This window comes from Ornatilinea apprima (assembly GCF_001306115.1).
Classification (GTDB): Bacteria; Chloroflexota; Anaerolineae; order Anaerolineales; family Anaerolineaceae; genus Ornatilinea; species Ornatilinea apprima.
In genome coordinates this window covers 1-15,533 of record NZ_LGCL01000035.1, presented here as the reverse complement: position 1 = coordinate 15,533, position 15,533 = coordinate 1, and the positions used below count along the sequence as shown (strand labels likewise).

The window sequence follows — 15,533 nt, the reverse complement described above, 5'->3', positions numbered from 1 at the left end:
ACATCTTTGTACATCTTAACTGATTTTTCCATTCTTCTGGCTGTTCATTTGTGCGCCTGGCCGGCCAGCGAGCGCTGTTTTTTCTCCTTCTGCCGCGCGGCTTTGCGCGCTTCCTTCTCGCGCTGGGCTTGCTGGCGGCGCAGCAGTTTTTCGGTATCCTTTTTCTCCAGTTCCAGCGCCGTGGTTACCGAGACCACAATGAAGCCGACAAAAAAGACAATCGCTATAAACAGGATCGCCAGATCAAAAATGGAGAACGGTCCGGGCACCGGCAGGCTGATTCGCACTTCCCGGTTTCCCAAAAAGAACACCACCGTGTTGATCAGAATCGCCAGCGCGCGCACTTCCGTCGGTCCCAGACCAGCGTAAGAGATGCGGAACACACCGTTAGCGTAGGTTACCAGGTAGGTGTACACCGACATCAGCAAATAACCCACCAGCGCCAGCAGAGCAAACTCAAAGCGTACATAGGGAGAAAGCCCCAGCCCAGTGAAAATGAGCACGGTACTGAGCGCGTCAATGGCGTGATCGACAAAAAAACCATACAGCGGGCGCTCAATTTTGCGGTACCGGGCCAGTGTGCCGTCCAGGCTGTCGCCAAACCAGTTGAGCAGAAAGCCCAGGCTGGCCAACCACAAATACGCCGGAGACAGGCTGGTGAGCCAGTATGAGGCGAAGATCAGAAATGAAGCCGCCAGTCCCAGCCCGGTGAGATGATCGGGGGTCACCCAGGCGGGCATGTGCTCGGACAGCCACTTCAACGCCGGCCGCTCCAGCGGTCCCAATAAAATATCGTTGACTCGGATATGTTTTTGCTCTTCCACGTTCTCTCCTCTTCCCTTCCCAAAGATGCCTGGCCTGCCTGTCGGCATTATGGCGCCATTTGCATCGCTTCCGGCCACACCGGCTGGGTCATGTTCCACTGCTGCGGATCCTGACGCACCACCTCTTCCGCGGCTGAAAGCACGGCTTCGGCGTTGTACACGATTTCGGCTTCGTGATCGGGCATTTCTTTCATCGCGATGGGTGGCAGCGCCCACACGCGGTATGTATGGTCCGCCTTCATCGCGCCGCCAATCACCGTTACTGGCAGTTTGGTGCGCAGCGCCAGTTGAATATGCACCACCGGCAGAGCAGCCGGGCGGCCAAAGAACTTCAGGCGGTACTTCGAGCCATCAAACGGCCGGTCCAGCCCGGTGAGCACCGTGCCGCCCGCTCGCAAGTTGGTCAGCGCCCGGCGCAGCGCCTCATTGGACGCCGGGGTGATTTCAATGCCCACTTCTTCCCGAATGGCATTCTGCCACTGGTAACCGCCCGGCGGGTTGGGAGCCGAGATGACCTGCATCTGCAACCCGCGCAGCGCGGCCGCGCGCCCCACCAGGTCAAAATTGCTGACGTGCGGCACCACCAGGACCTGACCGGCCCGCAGGGAGCGTCCTTTTTCAATCACTTCTTCAAAACTGGGATCCACTTCCACCAGATTAAGAACGCGCTGGTGATCGCGCAGGTGATGGTAGAAATCATAGATCGCGCGCGCCGAATTGCGATAGCTTTGCTTTACCCACTGGTCCAACTGCTCGCGGGTGGCCTGTTCGCCGCTCACCACCCACAAATTGGCGCGCAGCGCGCGCACCTGGCTGGAGCGCGAACGCCCCGAAAGCAGGTCTGCCGCCAGCCGTGAAACAGGGTACCCCAGCCAGCCCGGCAGCGAGCGGCTCAGCCATAACGCCAGGCCGGTTCCAAGCTTGCTGTTGATCAGTGTTGTCAGTCTCACTTCCCGTCCCTTCACAACAAATCCGTCCATCTATCCTCTGCATGCTACAACCCCCTCGCGCCTGCATCGATTTGCTTGTGGTGTTCTTATTATAAATCAAAAACCACGCTGTATACTATAGAGTAGCTTTGACACTCACGGCTCTGTGCGTGGCTCCTTGAAGAGAAAGCGAAAGGCCGCCATGCCAATGATGAACGGTAGCCAGAAAGTGATCGCCCGGAACGCCAGAGTCAGAATGGCGGCTTCCTCCAGGTTCACACCCAGCGAGCGCAGCACCAGCGCCATTACGCCCTCCATCATCCCAATCCCTGAGGGTGTCAGCGACACAATCGTAAACAGATAGCCCAGCGCGAACCCGCCAATCACCGTTCCCCCGCTGACCGGCACGCCAAACGCTAAGAACAGCATCAGCAGCACGGTGATCAGCAGCCCTTTATTGGTCATTCCCAAGATGACCGGAATGACCAGCTGCCGCGGGTTGGCGCGCAGCACCGCCACCCCCGCGCTGATGTCTTCGGCAAAGGAATACGCCTCAGCGACATCCAGGCGTTTCTTGCGCTTGAACTTGCCCGCCAGCCAGTTGGCTTTCTTCGCCAGCCAGGCCAGGCTTTTACCCAGGCGCTCTGGCCGCTTGAAACCCACATACAGCACCATCAAAATAGCCAGCGCCACCAGCGCCAGTATTGAAGCCGCGGTAATCTCCGCCCAATCCAGCCGGTTGCGGCGCACCAGCACCAGCAGACCCAGCAGCACCGCCCCCAACAGGCCGATGTAATCAAACAGCAGATACAGCAGGCAGGCCACCGTTACCCGCGCGCTGGAATGTTCATTGCGTTTGGCATCGCCCAGAAATACCGCCAGCGCCGACATGCCCCCTGAAGGCGCGATGATGCCCACAAAGTTGTTGGCCGCCGCGCTCATCAAAACCATGTGCTTGAGCGGTTTGTCCATGTCCAGCAGGCGGTAATTCACGCGGTATGCCAGCCCCACATTCAGCAGCCACAACCCTTCGGCCAGCAGCGCCAGCGCCAGATATTCCGGCTGGGCGCGCTGTAAAATATCCACCATCTCGGTTACTTCGGTGAAGCGCGAAAAGACGAAAATGATCGCCAGCAGGAATAGTATCGCGATGATGAATTTTTTCACGGCTTGCTTCTTTCAGGGCATATCAGCTTCGGCTGCCCGGCGTCCTGCCAGGCACAAGCGCGCCAGAACCGGTCTGGCTGCTTCCATGCTCAACCAGTGGAACCCGCCGCCCCACGGCGCGTGATCGCGTCGGTCATGCGCGCCACGCGCGCCATAGCGCGCACATCATGCACGCGGATCATGTCCGCTCCGCGCGCAATACCCACCGCTACCGCCGCCGCCGTGCCTTCCACGCGCTGGTTGTAGGGTAAATTTAAAGTGTAGCCGATAAACGATTTGCGTGAAGGCCCCAGCAAAATCGGAAAACCCAACGCGCGGATTTCATCCAGACGGTTGAGCAGCTCCAGGTTTTGTTCCACCGTTTTGCCAAATCCAATCCCCGGGTCCAGCACAATCTTCTCATCACGCACGCCCGCCCGGCGCGCCAGCTCCACGCTTTGCATCAGCTCCGCTTTTACCTCGCCGATCAGGTCGGTGTAGACCGAGCCCACATAGCGCCCGCCCAGTCGTTCTTGCAGCTCCGCGTCCGCCGGCTGGCTGCGGTTGTGCATCAGCACCAACGGCGCCTGGCTGCGCGCCGCCAACTCGGCCATGCCGGGGTCGGCGCGCAGCCCCCACACATCATTGATCCACGCCGCGCCGGCTTGCAGCGCGGCCTCGGCCACCCGCGCCTTATAGGTATCCACAGAAATCACCGCGTCCAGCCTGGCGGCCGCCAGCGCTTCAATCACCGGGATCACCCGCTCCAGTTCCTCCTGTTCAGCTACCTGGCTGGCGCCTGGCCGGGTGCTCTCGCCGCCCACATCCAGGATATGCGCCCCGGCCTTCACAAAACGCCGCGCGCGTTCCAGCGCCGAGCGAACCGGATCGCGGGTTTTCAGCAGCCCATCCCCCGAGAAGCTGTCGGCGGTGATATTCAAAATGCCCATCACATAGGTTTGCTGTCCCCAGCGGAACTCTTCCCACGCTTTCATGCCTTGCTTCCCTCTCCTTCCCCCATTCGCTGTGTTGATTAGAGCGGTTCCAGCAGCGTCAGCAGCGCGCCGGCCTGCCAGGCGCTTGCCAGCACACCTTTCGCAGGCGGATGCTGCGCGCTCATTTTCTCCAGTAGCGTGTCCAGCGCCTGCCAGAAACCTTCCTGCGCTTGGGGCAGCGCGGCCCCGCCCGGCAGGGCTGCTGCCAGCCGCTGCGCCTGCTCCGCGCTCAACTCTGCCGCCGCGCAGACCAATCCCTCTTCCAATTCCAGCTTGCGGCGCTTCAACAACGCGGCCAAATCCGCACCGTTGGGCAGCCCCAGGCGTGCCAGGAGCGCGGCCCGCGGCGACAGGTTATACACCCCCACTGCTTCCGGTGAGGCCAGCAGCGCCGCCCCCGCCCCCGCTTCCACCACGGCGGCCAGGTGCGCGTCCCCGGCCAGCAGGGTGCGCGCCGCCTGCTGCAGCAGAAAATGCTGCAAGCCGCTCTCGGCCGGCCAGCTTCTCACAAACGGCCCGCCAACCTGCCTTGCAGCAGCCGTGGCGCCGATGATATCCGCCTGCTCCAGCCAGCCGCGGCGAATCTGCGCCTGCGCGTACAGACGCGCTTCCAACATCTCTACGGGTTCGCCGCTTTCGGCGCGAATAGAATTGATCAGAAATACTTCGCTCAATAGAATTGTCCTCCATGTTCGCCATCAGGTCAAAGATTACACCGGCGGCCAGGGGTACGGCCGCCGCTGCGGATCGGGGTGCGGAAAGACCCCGGCTTCCAGCAGCGCCAGGGCACGCTCGCGCAGCGCGTCCAGCTCTTTCGCGCTCAGATAGCGGCGCAACTCCGTGTATGCCCCCGTTTTCTGCTCCAGCTCCGCGCTCAACCGGCGCACATCTTCCAGCAGATCCGGCGGCAGCGCCTCACCGGCAAAATCCCAGATCACCGTGCGCAACTTGGGCTCGCGGTTGAAACAAATCCCGTGATCAATCAAATAGATATGCCGCTCCGCGCCGATCAAAATGTGCCCGCCTTTGCGGTCAGCATTGTTCGCCAGCAAATCGAACAAGGCCGCCGGGCGCAGGCGCTGGCGGTCTTCAACAGAAAATTCAAAAAAGTGATATTGGGGATCGTGCTCCACAAAATACTGCACCGAACCAGGCCCCAGGGCAGCCTTTTTGCGAAAGACAGTCGGCGGCACCAGGTCCCAGCCCAGGGCCTCGCTTAACACAAAAGCGGCTGTCTCGCGCTGGGCCAGCGTGCCGTTAGGAAAGTCCCACAGCGGCATTTCGCCTTTGACCGGTTTATACACAACGTTGCATTCAAAGCCCTGGTAAGCAAGCTGGGTGAGAAAGGTGTAATTGGAACTGTTCAAAAACTGGCCCTGCAAGTTCATCACACCCTTCTGTAAGGCTTCCAGAAGAAAGGTCTTGTTCACGCAGAAATTCCTTTCCACGCTCAAAAGGCGCAAAGGCCAGCTGCTAGTGTTTGTGCCCGTTCTTCTTCACACAGAAATGGCCTTCGGGGTCCATTGGCTCACCGCAGTATGGGCAAATCTCGCGCCCGCGCCCGGCCACCTCCAGCCCCCAGCGGCACAAGGCGCGCAGTTGGGCGCGCGTGCACCACAAGCGGATCATGCGGCCCTCTTCTTCCGGCTGACCGTCTCCCAGGGCTTCGACTGCCATCAGAGCCATCAAATCTTTATCCGAGTCGTATGCCAGGCCCAATTCAGCCGCGCGGAACAGGGGGTCAACCGGTGGGTGGATCGCCATTTTCTCTTCATCATAGTCCGGCATGGGTTCATCCAGATCGGGGTAGCGCTCGCGCAGTTCCGCGTAGAACTGCTCCACGCCAATCGCCAGGGTCTGTATCTGGATTTTCTCCACCAGAATGGTGATCACACGGCTGCCCGAACGCGCCTGAATGTAAAAAACGCGCTGGCCGGGTTTGCCGATTGCGTCGGTGGTGATGTGATCAATAGGTGAAAAATCAATGATATTTTGCGGCATAGGTTTTACCTCCATCGGCCTTCATTGAGTATACCAGACAATCCCCCGCGAGAATGACCGCCCTGTATAGGGCCGCCGCCTCTACCGGCCGTCTCTCTCAATCAACACGCAGGCGTTTGCCCGCCCACACCGCTTTGCGCGCGTCTACCGCGCCGGGCTGCCCCAGCATGCCGCGCACCTGCCCGGCCAGCAGAGAAGCCTCCCCGCTGGTGAAGTAGCGCGTGCCGCCCTGCGCGGTGTTCAGCCAGCCGCGCTCGGCCAGCAGACGGCCCGCCTGGCGTGCCACCGCCGGGGCGGGGTTAATTACCCGCACCGCTGGGCCGGTGATCGTCTCAATTAATGGAATCACAAAGGGGTAATGCGTGCAGCCCAATACAATCGTATCCACGCCCTGCTCCAGCATCGGACGCAGCGCGCGCTCCAGAATCTGGCGCGTCTTTTCACCGTTCAGGTTTCCGGCTTCAATTTCCTCCACCAGGCCGGGGCAGGTATCTTGCAGCACCCGCACGCCCCGCGCGAAACGCTCCACCACCGAGGCGTACAGCTCACCCTGAAACGTGGCTGGTGTAGCCAGCACGCCCACCAACCCGCTGCGCGTCTGCTCAGCAGCCGGTTTGACCGCCGGTTCCATGCCCACAAACGGCACACCCGCGAAGCGCTGGCGCAGAAAGTGCAGCGCCGCCGCCGAAGCCGTGTTGCAGGCCACCACTACCAGGCGCGCGCCCTGTTCGATTAAAAAGCGCGTAATTTCTTCTGAAAAATCACGCACTTCATCCAGCGGCCGCGGACCGTACGGCACGTGCGCCTGGTCCGCGAAGTAAATCATCTCCTGGTTGGGCAGCTGCGCCTGCAGTTCGCGCAGCACCGAAAGGCCGCCCACCCCCGAGTCGAACACGCCCACCGCCAGCGATGTTTCTTTTTCCACGCTCACCCCCCGCTCTGCGCCGCAGCGTTGACGAACGCCGCGAATAACGCCTGCATGGCCTGCGCTTCGGGCAGGCATTCCGGGTGCCACTGCGCCCCCACCACAAAGCCTTCACCGTCCATCTCAACCCCTTCCACCAGCCCATCCGGCGACCAGGCCACCGCCTTCAATCCCTCACCCAGGCGGTCCACCGCCTGGTGGTGAAGGCTGTTCACCTGTGTCTCGCTCACCCCCAGCGCGGCGTGCAGGCGGCTGCCGGGCAGCACGCGCAAACCGTGCGCCAGATGGTCGCGCGGCAGGTCGTCATAACAATCATGTCGAATGGGAGATTGGGTTTGATCGGCAATATCGGTAAACAGGTCGCCGCCCAGGGCCACGTTCAGCACCTGTGCCCCGCGACAAATGCCCAGCAGCGGCTTGCCAGCCTGAAGGGCGGCGTGGACCAATGCCACCTCGATCTGATCGCGCAGCAGGTCTACCGAACCCACTCGGGCATGCGGGCGCAGGCCGTAGACTTCGGGGTGCATATCTCCCCCGCCGGTCAGCAGCAGACCGTCCAGGCGTTCCATCAGCACCGCCGCGTCCAGCCCTGCTTGCGTGGGCAGCAGCACCGGCATGGCCCCGGCGCGGATCACCGCCCGCCCGTAAGCGTCGGCCAGAGACTGCGTCCAGTGGCCGTTTCCATCACTCTTGCGGTAAACTGTGAGACCGATCAGCGGGGTTGGATTCACACAGCCTCCTTGAGAAAAGAAAAAAGGGCGCGACCTCGGCGTAGGCAGCACCCTTCCAGGTGTTAAAACGGGTTTGATTTAAAACTTTTGTTTCAAGCGCGCGCGTTTGCCGGTCAGGTTGCGCAGGTAGAACAGGCGCGCCCGGCGGACCACACTGTGGCGTTCCACTTCCACTTTGTCAATCCGCGGCGAGCGGTAGAGGAAGGTGCGTTCCACACCAACACCATTGCTGGCCAGGCGGCGCACAGTGAAGGTTGCGGTGGCGCCATCGCCGCCGTGGGTGTACAGAACTGTACCCTTGAATTCCTGGATACGTTCCCGGTTGCCTTCTTTAATCTTGACGTGCACGTTGACAACGTCGCCAGCTCGCAGCTTGGGCACATTCGGGTTGACAGCAGGTTCAATAGCCTTGATTAAGTCGCTCATAATTACCAATCCTTAACAAACGGAATTTCCGCGTTTTTCCAGAATAACATCTTTCGAGGCGAGGGCAGATTATACCATGAGATTTCCACAGGGTAAAGGCATTATTTTAAATCCAATTCCCCGGTTTTGATCTTGCGCCGCCCCTGCGCGTTTTGAATGGCCATGCGCAGTTCGTCGTAGGTTACCGGCTTGAAAACATACCCATCCGCGCCCTGGCGAATCGCCAGTTCCACGCTCTCGCCGGCGCTCTCCGCCGACACCATGATGATGGTGATGTACTTCCATCCCGGCAACCCGCGCAGCACCGGCAAAAACTGCACACCGCTGACCCCTGGCAGGTTAATATCAAGCAATAAAATCTTTGGCTTTTGGCCAGTCTGGATGGCGGCAGCAACCTCACGCGCCTCTTTGAATTCTACCACATCATAGCCCAGCAGGGTCAACAGCATACGCAGCGCTTCGCGCACATCGGCGTCATCATCCACCATCCACACGGTTTCTTTCATCGCCTTTTACTCCAGGTGAGCCTTAATCGACATCGCCACATCGATGTTGATGCCCGAGACCGCGGTCAGGTCTTCAATGCTGGCGCCGCGGATCGCCTCCATATCGCCGCCAAAGTGTCGCAGCAGCGCCTTGCGGCGCGTTGGCCCCACCCCAGGGATTTCATCCAACTGCGAAGCCAGCCCAATTTTGCTGCGCCGGTTGCGGTGAGCGGTGATGGCAAAGCGGTGCGCCTCGTCGCGCACGCGCTGCACCAGGTAAAGCGCCTGCGAATGGCGCGGCAGCAGAATCGAATCGGAACGGCCGGGCAGAAACAGTTCTTCTTCCTGCTTGGCCAGACCCACCACCGGCACGCGCCCCATCAGGTCGAAGCGCTGCAGCACCTCCACCGCGCGGCCCAACTGCCCCTTGCCGCCATCCACAATCAGCAAGTCCGGCAGCAGCGCAAAAGATGGGTCCACCTTGCCGCCCGGTGATTTCTGCTCCTGGGCTGCCTGCCAGCGCCGGAAGCGGCGCGTCAGCGTTTCTTCCATGCTGGCAAAATCATCCGGGCCTTCCACCGTCTTAATGTTAAAGCGCCGGTAATACTTTTTCGCCGGCACGCCCTGCTCGAACACCACCATGCTGCCCACCGAAGCCGTGCCCTGCGTGTTGGAAATATCGTAGCACTCTATGCGGTTGGGCGGCGCGGCCAGGCCCAGCGCGCTCTGCAGGCCGGCCAGCGCCTCGCTCTGGCGGTTGGTGTCGGCCTCCCACTGCGTGCGCAGCGCCTGCAGCGTTTCCACCGCGTTTTCGGTGGCCATCTGCACCAGCTCTTGCGGCGTGCCCTCACGCGGCACCTTCAACTCCACCTTGTTGCAGTTCCCGCGCGTATTCAGCCACTGCTGAATAATGCGCGCCTCTTCCACCTCTTGCGGCAGCAGCACCTCGCACGGCAGGCGCGCCGCCTCGGCATAGAACTGCTTGATAAACTGGGCAATAATCTCAGAATCGTTCTCGTCTTCTGTGCCCTCAAGGATGAAATACTCGCGCCCCAGCAGCTTGCCGGCGCGGATAAAGAAAATCTGCACGCAGGCCTCGCCGTTATTGCGCGCGATGGCAATCACGTCCGAATCCATCTGCTCGGTGGAAATCACTTTCTGCTTTTCCACCACCCGGTCAATCGCCTGCATCCGGTCGCGCAGCGCGGCCGCCTGCTCAAATCGCAGCTCCTCGGCCGCCTGCTGCATCTCAGCGCGCAGGCGGGCCACAATCGGCTCGGTGTGCCCGTCTAAAAAGGCGCACAAATCATCGATCATCTGGCGGTACTGCTGCTGCTTTACCGCGCCAATGCACGGCCCGGAACACAGCTTGATGTCGTAATACAGGCAGGCGCGCGCGTCTTGCCCGGTGATCTCGCGGTCGCAGGTCAGGTAGGGGAAAATGCGCCGCAGCACGTCCAGCGTCTGGTGCACTGCCCACACGCTGGTATACGGTCCAAAATAGCGCGAACCGTCCTCCACCATCTGGCGCGTGACCGTTACCTTCGGGAACGCCTCGGCCCAACTGACTTTAATATACGGGTAGCGCTTGTCGTCTTTCAGGCGGATGTTGAAGCGCGGGCGGTGCTTCTTGATCAGATTCATCTCCAGAATCAGCGCTTCCAGCTCTGACCCCACGATGATCCACTCAATATGGTCAATCTGGCGCACCAACTGCCCGGTTTTCGCGTCTTGCGCCGCGCTGCTGTGGAAATAGGAACGCACCCGGTTGCGCAGGTTGACCGCCTTGCCCACATAAATAATCTTGCCGGCCGCGTCCTTCATAATGTAGCAGCCCGGCTTGGTCGGCAGGGTATCTAAAATCGCCTTAATCGAATCAGAGATTTCCATCATTGATCATTTTATCACGTTGAAACCGGCGCGCTCCAGTCCTTGTGCCGGGTTCGCCAAGCGCGGCAATCTCCTTCCGCGCGCACCGGCGGCCTTGCTTTTTCAACCCGGTTTCCTTCCCGTTGCCTTCTGCATTACAATATTACTAATCTTATCCACTTTCAACCTGCGAGGTGAGAGGATGACAGAGACCGTTAAAGTCCTTCCAGTCAATGTCTTGCAGCAGTTCATGCAAGATGTGTTTGTTGGCCTGGGCGTTCCCGCCGATGAAGCCGCTATCAGCGCCCAGATTTTGATCCAATCCGACCTGTTTGGTATTGAATCGCACGGCGTGGGCCGCCTGAAGATGTACTACGACCGCATCAAAAACGGCCAACACCGTCCCGTTACCCAATTTGAAATCGTCAAAGAAGCCCCCGCCACTGCCGTGGTGGACGGGCATCACGGAGTGGGCATGGTCATCGGTTACAAGGCCATGAACCTGGCCATCGAGAAAGCGCGCGTCTACGGCATGGGGTCGGTGGCCGTGCGCAATTCCACCCATTTCGGCATCGACGGTTACTATCCGCTGATGGCCGCGCGCGCCGGCATGATCGGCATGAGCTTCACCAACGCGCGCCCCTCCATCGCCCCCACCTTCGGCGTGCAGCCCATGCTGGGCACCAACCCCATCGCCTTCGGCTGCCCCACCGACGAGGCCAACCCCTTCCTGTACGACGCGGCCACGTCCATCACCCAGCGCGGTAAATTTGAAACCCTCGAGCGCAAAGGCCAACCCGGCAAAGCCGGCTGGGTTACCGACCAACAGGGTAACTTCCTCACCGACGCATCCGAAGTGCTCAAAGGTCTCACCCAAGACACCGCCGCGCTGCTGCCGCTGGGCGGCGCGGGCGAAGACTTGGGCGGGCACAAGGGCTACGGCCTGGCCACCATCGTCGAAATCCTCTCCGCCTCGCTGCAGGGCGGCGCCTTCCTGCACGCGCTGACTGGCATCACCCCCGACGGCGGCAAAACTCACTTCCAGCTGGGGCATTTCTTCATGGCCATCAATGTGGAAAGCTTCACCGACCTCGACTCATTCAAGAAAACCACCGGCGACATTCTGCGCGCCCTGCGCGCCTCGCGCAAAGCCCCCGACCAGCCGCGCATTTACACCGCCGGTGAAAAAGAATTTGAGAAAGAAATAGAAGTGCGCCAAACCGGCGTGGCCATCGTGCCCAAATTGCAGCAAGATTTGCTGACCATGCGCGACGAGCTGGGCCTTACCCAATACCAGTTTGGTTTTTAGCGCCGCGCAAGCGCAGTTCGAGTCAATAAAATTCGAGGGCGGAATGGCTTCCCGCCCTCGAATCTAGTGTTGGGTAATTCGGTAGTTGAGTAGTTAGGTAGGGTGGCGTGGAGGGCGGATTGACGCTCTCAAAGGGTAACCGGCAGAATGACCCGCCCGCAACCCACCAAAGGTTTGTGATTGGTGCGGCTTCAAAACCCCTATCACCGCACAAGAGCTAATTCTTCCGTAGGGTGGCGTGGAGGGCGGATTGACCACCTCAAAGGTAAACCGGTGGAATGACCCGCCCGCAACCCACCAAAGGTTTGTGATTGGTGCGGCTTCAAACCCCTATCACCGCACAAGAGCCAATTCTTCGGTAGGGTGGCATGGAGGGCGGAATAATCTTAATCAAAAAACGAGTAGAAGCAATTGTAGAGCGCGGCGCTGCCTCACCGTCGTCAAAATTTCGCTTTACGCAGAGGCGCCGGCCTGCAATTTTGTTATGGGGATTTGGTGGTTTCGACGCTAATGGCCGGTGCGGTCAAAAGCGAACGCACCCTACCACCGCACTACCCTTCGATTTGATTCGAGTAAGGCGGTAAGTCAAGCCGCGGACGTATCAACCCACCTCAATGCCGCTGCCCTCGCGCGCCTCGCCAATCACCCAGGCGGGCTGGTCCATTTGCGCCGCGCGCGCCATAAACGCGTCGATCTTCTCCGGCGGCACACACAACAGCAGCCCGCCGCTGGTCTGCGGATCAAATAGAATTAATTCCTCATACTCGGTCAGGTCACGGGTGTAGCGCACCTGCTCCCCAAAATTGGCCAGATTATTAAACGCCCCACCCGGAAAATAGCCCATCTTCGCGCAGCGCAGCGCGCTTTCCAGAATCGGGATCGCCTCAAAATCAAAGCGCAGACCCAGCTTTGAAGCGTTGGCCATCTCCAGCGCGTGCCCCAGCAAACTGAAACCGGTGATATCCGTGCCAGCGTGCAAACCAAATTCCAGCGCCAGCCCGGCCGCGCCGCGGTTCAGCTGCTTCATCCAGCCAATCACCTCGGCCTCCTCTTCAGGCAGCGCCTTTTGCTGCTTCATGGCCGTGGTCACCACTCCAAAACTGAGCGGCTTGGTCAGCACCAGCAGATCGCCGGGGCGCGCCCCGTTCTTGGTCAGCATCTTGTGCGGGTCCACCCAGCCAATCACCACCAGCCCGAACTTGGGCTCCTTGTCCTGAATGGTGTGCCCTCCGGCGATCACCACCCCGGCCTCGCGCGCCTTCTCAGCCCCGCCGCGCACAATCTCGCTCGAAATTTCCAGCGGCAGGTCAGGCGGCAGCGCGGCAATATTCAACGCCAAGAACGGCTGACCGCCCATCGCATACACATCCGACAGGCTGTTGGCCGCCGCGATCGCGCCGTAATCGTAAGCGTCATCCACCACCGGCGTGAAGAAATCGGTGGTCATCACCAGCGCGCGCTGTTCATCCACCAGCCATACCGCTGCGTCGTCGGGCGAATCTAAACCCACCAGCAGATCGGGGTAATCGGCTGATTGAAAAATATTCTCCATCGGGCGCAGAACCTGCGCCAGCGCGTCCGCGCTTAGCTTCGACGCTCAACCGGCACAGTTCGACAGGCTTGTCAGGCGAATTTGTTTAGGAGAAGGAATTTCTCGCGTATCGCTCATGGAGTGGATTATACCCAAAAACCACCCCGCAAACAAACCGCAAGAATCTCTACGCCTTTCCCTGCAACGCGGGGATGGGGTTTGATTCAAAGCACCCCTACCCGGCCTCCCCCGGTGAGCCAGGGGAGGTAACTTTAGAACCAAACCCAGAAATTAATGTATGCATCCAATTTCTTCACCCTTCCCTGCCACATGGGGAAGGGTCGCGGCGCAGCCGCGGGGATGGGGCTTCAACGCAAAAGCGCAACATGCTGCCATCGTCGCAATCAATCAACCTAAAACCGTAACGCAAGCTAAACTCGCTTCACCCTTCCCCGCGATGCAGGGGAGGGTCGCGCCAACGGCGCGGGGATGGGGGGCCTGATGCATCAAGAATCCTACCCATCTGGCCATTGCCAACCCATCCCAACCCGATTAAAATAACGCGCATGGAACACATCTCTACGATTCAGGCGATCAACATGAGCGTTTTTAAGGGGTCCTTCTATTCGCGCGCCTGTTTCCAGACCATCGTTTCATAACGAAACACTTTTTTTCAAACCACCCGCGGGCGCGCACTCATCGCCCGCGGTTTTTTTATCTAATCATAAGGTTTAGAAGTATGAAGCACCGCATTCCATCTACCTGGAAAACTTTTTACATCTTGTGGGCGGGTCAGGCCCTCAGCCTTCTCGGCACCAGTATGACCCGTTTTGCCCTGATGATCTGGGCCTTTGAAAAAGAGCAATCCGTAAGCGCCCTGGCGTTATTGGGGTTCTTCTCCACCTTCGCCTTCATCCTCGCCAGCCCGCTGGCCGGCGTGCTGGTCGACCGCTGGGACCGCCGCAAGGTGATGCTGCTGGCCGACGCCCTCGCCGGGCTGATGACCGCCGCCCTCTTTATCCTCAACCTGCGCGGAGAGCTGCAGGTCTGGCATTTATACCTGGCTACCGGCCTCACCGGCGCATTCAGCGCCTTTCAGGAACCGGCTTTCTGGGCTACCATCAGCCTGATCGTTCCCGAAGGGCAGTTCGCCCGCGCCAACGGCATGGTGGGGCTGGCCAAATCGGCGGTCACCATGCTGGCGCCCATCTTTGCCGGGCTGCTGCTGCAAAGCGCCGGGCTTAACTGGGTGATGACTGCCGACCTGCTCACCATGAGCCTGGCGCTGGGCAGCCTGCTGCTGATTCGCTTTCCGGCCCCACCGGCCAGCGCCGAAGGCCAGCAGGCGCGCGGCAGCTACCTGCAAGAGATCCGCTTTGGCGCGCGCTATATTCTCCAGCGGCGCGGCCTGGTGGAGATTTTGGCCGTCTTTTTCTTCATCAATTTATTCAGCACGCTCACCTATTTTGGCGTTCATACACCGCTTATTCTCACCCGCACCGGCGGCGATGAGGTAGGTCTGGGTATTGTGCGCACCGTGATGGGGCTGGGCGGCATCCTTGGCGGCTTGCTCATCAGCATTTGGGGCATGCCGCGCCGCAAAACTCGCGTGTTTCTGATCACCACCGCCCTGTCCTTCCTGGTGTGCGACTTCCTCACCGCCGCCAGCCGCAGCGTGCCAGCCTGGGCCATCGCCGGCTTCCTGGCCGAGTTGTCCATTCCCTTCATCGTCAGCCCCTACTACGCCCTCTGGCAAGAGATTGTGCCACCCGATGTCCAGGGGCGTGTCTTCGCCACCCGCGAGATGCTTCAAGTCTCCTCTCAGCCGGTGGGCTACCTTTTCAGCGGTCTGCTGGCCGACCGCCTGTTTGAACCTGCCCTGCAAAGCAGCACCCTGCTTAACCAGTGGCTCAACCCGCTCATCGGCAGCGGACCCGGCGCGGGTATGACCGCCATGTTCCTGTGCACCGCCCTGCTCGGCTGCCTCACCGGCCTGCTGGGGCTGGCTTCGCCTGCGATCCGCCACCTGGACGAGCATCCGCAGCGTGCCAGCATCGCTGGAGTCAGCGGGGCCGGGGTATAACATCCCAAGATCAACGGACTCAAATCGGCATCCCCTCCGGACTTGGATATTCTCCCTCCCTAAAATGCTGAAAAACGCATTTTAGGGAGATTTCGGAGTGGGGGTTAAAAACGCCAACAGCGCAGGGATGGGGTTGATTCAAAAACCAACCGTGGAATGGTGCAAAAAAGTGGACACAAAAAATGTCCTGATCGGGTAAAACTAAAGAAATGGAGATCAGGCATGGAAAAGAGAAATTACCGAGAATACCCACCAGAGTTCAAAATGAACGCGCTGGAA

At 60.0% G+C, this 15,533-nt stretch carries 15 protein-coding genes; 2 read left to right on the top strand and 13 right to left on the bottom strand.

Features of this window, described 5'->3' with window-relative positions; all coding sequences use genetic code 11:
* Positions 1–44: 44 nt before the first annotated feature.
* The 12 genes from ADN00_RS14720 to uvrC form a co-directional block, all read right to left on the bottom strand.
* The gene (locus tag ADN00_RS14720) at positions 45–824 is read right to left on the bottom strand and encodes a CDP-alcohol phosphatidyltransferase family protein (protein ID WP_075063763.1); all 780 of its coding nucleotides are present in this window, start codon (positions 822–824) and stop codon (positions 45–47) included.
* A 47-nt stretch (positions 825–871) separates the two neighbouring features.
* Positions 872–1,804, bottom strand: coding sequence for a lysophospholipid acyltransferase family protein (locus ADN00_RS14715; RefSeq protein WP_075063762.1), 933 nt, complete (start codon positions 1,802–1,804; stop codon positions 872–874).
* 105 nt (positions 1,805–1,909) lie between these two features.
* Positions 1,910–2,920: a lysylphosphatidylglycerol synthase transmembrane domain-containing protein gene (locus tag ADN00_RS14710; protein WP_075063761.1), complete on the bottom strand. Its 1,011-nt coding sequence runs from the start codon at positions 2,918–2,920 to the stop codon at positions 1,910–1,912.
* A gap of 89 nt (positions 2,921–3,009) precedes the next feature.
* Positions 3,010–3,894, bottom strand: coding sequence for a dihydropteroate synthase (gene folP, locus ADN00_RS14705; protein ID WP_075063760.1), 885 nt, complete (start codon positions 3,892–3,894; stop codon positions 3,010–3,012).
* A 38-nt stretch (positions 3,895–3,932) separates the two neighbouring features.
* Positions 3,933–4,568 carry a hypothetical protein gene (locus tag ADN00_RS19865; RefSeq protein ID WP_075063759.1) on the bottom strand — a complete coding sequence of 212 codons (636 nt, stop codon included), beginning with the start codon at positions 4,566–4,568 and terminating at the stop codon, positions 3,933–3,935.
* Positions 4,569–4,604: 36 nt separating this feature from the next.
* Positions 4,605–5,324: an SCO1664 family protein gene (locus ADN00_RS14695; RefSeq protein WP_152966373.1), complete on the bottom strand. Its 720-nt coding sequence runs from the start codon at positions 5,322–5,324 to the stop codon at positions 4,605–4,607.
* A gap of 43 nt (positions 5,325–5,367) precedes the next feature.
* A complete protein-coding gene (locus tag ADN00_RS14690) occupies positions 5,368–5,895 on the bottom strand; it encodes a DUF3090 domain-containing protein (protein ID WP_075063758.1) in 528 nt (175 codons plus the stop codon).
* A gap of 97 nt (positions 5,896–5,992) precedes the next feature.
* Complete coding sequence (gene murI, locus ADN00_RS14685; protein WP_075063757.1) at positions 5,993–6,820, bottom strand: glutamate racemase; 828 nt, start codon at positions 6,818–6,820, stop codon at positions 5,993–5,995.
* 2 nt (positions 6,821–6,822) lie between these two features.
* Positions 6,823–7,551 carry a gamma-glutamyl-gamma-aminobutyrate hydrolase family protein gene (locus ADN00_RS14680; protein WP_075063756.1) on the bottom strand — a complete coding sequence of 243 codons (729 nt, stop codon included), beginning with the start codon at positions 7,549–7,551 and terminating at the stop codon, positions 6,823–6,825.
* Between the two features lie 78 nt (positions 7,552–7,629).
* Positions 7,630–7,977, bottom strand: coding sequence for a 50S ribosomal protein L19 (gene rplS, locus ADN00_RS14675; protein WP_075063755.1), 348 nt, complete (start codon positions 7,975–7,977; stop codon positions 7,630–7,632).
* A 101-nt stretch (positions 7,978–8,078) separates the two neighbouring features.
* On the bottom strand, positions 8,079–8,483 hold the full coding sequence (locus ADN00_RS14670; protein WP_075063754.1) for a response regulator: 405 nt from the start codon (positions 8,481–8,483) through the stop codon (positions 8,079–8,081).
* Between the two features lie 6 nt (positions 8,484–8,489).
* Positions 8,490–10,352, bottom strand: a complete 1,863-nt coding sequence (gene uvrC, locus ADN00_RS14665; RefSeq protein WP_075063753.1) for an excinuclease ABC subunit UvrC — start codon at positions 10,350–10,352, stop codon at positions 8,490–8,492.
* Positions 10,353–10,533: 181 nt separating this feature from the next.
* Here uvrC and ADN00_RS14660 point away from each other — a divergent pair, with 181 nt between their 5' ends.
* Positions 10,534–11,640, top strand: coding sequence for an Ldh family oxidoreductase (locus ADN00_RS14660; RefSeq protein WP_075063752.1), 1,107 nt, complete (start codon positions 10,534–10,536; stop codon positions 11,638–11,640).
* Between the two features lie 601 nt (positions 11,641–12,241).
* On the opposite strand, the gene selD is transcribed toward ADN00_RS14660, so the two are convergent.
* Complete coding sequence (gene selD, locus ADN00_RS14655) at positions 12,242–13,291, bottom strand: selenide, water dikinase SelD (protein WP_152966376.1); 1,050 nt, start codon at positions 13,289–13,291, stop codon at positions 12,242–12,244.
* A 619-nt stretch (positions 13,292–13,910) separates the two neighbouring features.
* On the opposite strand from selD, the gene ADN00_RS14650 reads away from it, so the two are divergent.
* Positions 13,911–15,254, top strand: coding sequence for an MFS transporter (locus ADN00_RS14650; protein WP_075063750.1), 1,344 nt, complete (start codon positions 13,911–13,913; stop codon positions 15,252–15,254).
* Positions 15,255–15,533: the final 279 nt, after the last annotated feature.